We start from the raw sequence: 2,719 nt of genomic DNA on the forward strand, positions 1-2,719 counted from the left end.
GCGTCAAAGCGGTGCATTTCGGCGTCATGGGGGGTCAAAAACACCGTGTCGCCGTGATGCAGGTCGATATTGCCGCCCGCGCGCACGGTGATGGTGTCGGCCAGACCGGTATCCTCGACGTAAAAGAACGTGTCCGACCCCAGATGCTCGCTGACGCCAACGCGGCCTTTCCAAGTGCCCGACGTCGCCGAGACGGCGATATGTTCGGGGCGGATGCCGATGGTGGTGGCGTCGTGGCGTGCTGCCTCGGGGCCGGCGATCAGGTTCATCTTGGGGCTGCCGATAAAGCCTGCGACGAACAGGTTTTTCGGCGCGCGATACAGATCCATCGGGCTGCCGACCTGTTCGATCCGGCCCGCATGCAGCACGACGATCTTGTCGGCCATGGTCATCGCCTCGACCTGATCATGGGTCACATAGACCATCGTGGTTTTCAGCCGGTTGTGAAGCTCGCTGATTTCCAGCCGCATGCCGACGCGCAGCGCGGCGTCGAGGTTCGACAGAGGTTCGTCGAACAGAAAGGCTGCCGGTTCGCGCACGATGGCCCGCCCGATGGCGACGCGCTGGCGCTGGCCGCCCGACAGCTGGCCGGGTTTGCGGTCCAGATAGTCGGTCAGGTTCAGCGCCTTGGCGGCAGCCGCGATGCGGCGGTCCTGTTCGTCCTGCGGCACCGAGGCCATGCGCATCGGAAAGGCGATGTTCTTGCGTACCGACATATGCGGATAAAGCGCATAGCTTTGGAAAACCATCGCCAGCCCGCGCTTGGCGGGGGGCGTGTCGGTGGCGTCGCGGCCGTCGATCAGAATCTTGCCGCCCGAGGTATCCTCCAGCCCCGCGATCAGGCGCAGCAGGGTCGATTTCCCGCAACCCGAGGGGCCGACGAAAACGACGAATTCGCCGTCATTGATGTCGAGGTTCAGGGGCGGGATGACCTCGACGTCTCCGAACCGCTTGGTCACGTCCTGCAGGGTGATGCGTCCCATCAGCGTTCTCCTTATTTCACCGCGCCGAAGGTCAGGCCGCGGACAAGTTGTTTCTGGCTGAACCAGCCCATGATCAGGATCGGCGCGATGGCCATGACGGATGCCGCCGAGAGTTTCGCCCAGAACAGCCCCTGCGGGCTGGAAAAGCTGGCGATGAAGGCCGACAGCGGGGCGGCGTTGGTGGTGGTCAGCTGGATCGTCCAGAAGGCCTCGTTCCAGGCCAGGATGATGTTCAGAAGCATGGTCGAGGCGATGCCGGGGATCGCCATGGGCGTCAGGACATACAGGATTTCATCGCGCAGACCGGCGCCGTCCATCCGCGCAGCCTCCAGGATCTCGCCCGGGATCTCGCGGAAATAGGTATACAGCATCCAGACCACGATCGGCAGGTTGATCAGCATCAGCATGACCGTCAGGCCGATCCGCGTGTCCATCAGCCCGGTGCGCAGAAAGATCAGATAGATCGGCACTAGCACCGCGACGGCGGGCATCATCTTGGTCGACAGCATCCACATCAGGATGTTTTTCGTGTGCTTGGTGGGCGAAAAGGCCATCGCCCAGGCCGCCGGGATCGCCACGATCAGCGCCAGAATGGTCGAGCCGACCGCCAGGATCACCGAATTGGTGAAGGGCTTCCAGTAGTTGAACTGGGTCTGCACCGCCTCGAAGCTGCTGAGGGTGAATGACGGGATCATGTTGAACCCCGAGATCGCCTCTTGTTCCGTCTTGAGGCTGGTGATGATCGTGTAGAGGATCGGAAAGAACAGCGTCAGGGCCACGGCCCATGCGGCGATGGTATAGCCGATCTTGCTGCGGGTGCTGCTTGCGCGTGCCATGTGATGTCCCCTTCAGTCCAGGTTCTTGCCGACGGCGCGCATCAGGAAGACGGCGACCAGATTGGCCAGAATGACCGCGATGATGCCACCTGCGGCGGCGCCGCCGATGTCGAAGTTCAGCCGTGCCGCGCGATAGATCAGATAGGTCAGGTTGGTCGAGGCATTGCCCGGCCCGCCATTGGTGGTCACCAGAATCTCGGCATAGATGCCCAGCAGGAAAATGGTCTGGATCAGGATCACCACGGTGATGGCGCGGGCCATATGCGGCAGGGTCAGGTGGATAAAGCGGCTGATGGCGCCTGCGCCGTCCATTTCCGCCGCCTCCATCTGTTCGCCGTCCAGCGATTGCAGGGCGGTCAGCAGGATCAGGGTGGCAAAGGGCAGCCATTGCCAGGCGACGATGATGACGATCGAGGTCAGCGGATATTGCGCGAACCAGTCCACCGGCTGCAGCCCCAGAGCGCGCGCGATATCGGCGAAGACGCCATAGGACGGGTGCATGATCATGTTTTTCCAGATCAGCGCAGCCACCGGCGGCATCACGAAAAACGGCGAGATGATCAGGATGCGCACCACGCCCTGTCCCCAGATCGGCTTGTCGATCAGCAGCGCGATGGCGATGCCCATCACGACGGTGATCGCCAGCACGCCCAGCACAAGGACCAGCGTGTTCCAGATCGCGGCCATGAAGGCGGGATCGGTGACGAAATACTGATAGTTGAACCAACCGGCCCAGCTGATCGATGCCGGGTTCAGCAGATTATAGTTCATGAACGAATAATACAGCGTCATCCCCAACGGGACGATCATCCAGATCAGCAGCAGGATGATGGCAGGTGCGCGCATCAGGCGCGCAAGACTTGCGGTCTGGCGGGTGGCCATGGCTTGCGTCCTTTGGGG

General features: G+C 62.1%; 3 protein-coding genes. All 3 read right to left on the reverse strand.

The annotated features are described in order from the left end of the window. Nucleotides 1-983 (reverse strand): ABC transporter ATP-binding protein (locus tag EG885_RS22170; protein WP_131579014.1); only part of this gene is annotated, 983 nt, incomplete at its 3' end. Nucleotides 984-994: 11 nt separating this feature from the next. Then, nucleotides 995-1,819: a carbohydrate ABC transporter permease gene (locus tag EG885_RS22175; protein WP_131579016.1), complete on the reverse strand. Its 825-nt coding sequence runs from the start codon at nt 1,817-1,819 to the stop codon at nt 995-997. A gap of 12 nt (nt 1,820-1,831) precedes the next feature. Then, the gene (locus tag EG885_RS22180) at nt 1,832-2,701 is read right to left on the reverse strand and encodes a carbohydrate ABC transporter permease (protein WP_131579018.1); all 870 of its coding nucleotides are present in this window, start codon (nt 2,699-2,701) and stop codon (nt 1,832-1,834) included. Between the last annotated feature and the right edge of the window lie 18 nt (nt 2,702-2,719).

The sequence above is a fragment of the Paracoccus nototheniae genome, assembly GCF_004335005.1.
GTDB lineage: Bacteria > Pseudomonadota > Alphaproteobacteria > Rhodobacterales > Rhodobacteraceae > Paracoccus > Paracoccus nototheniae.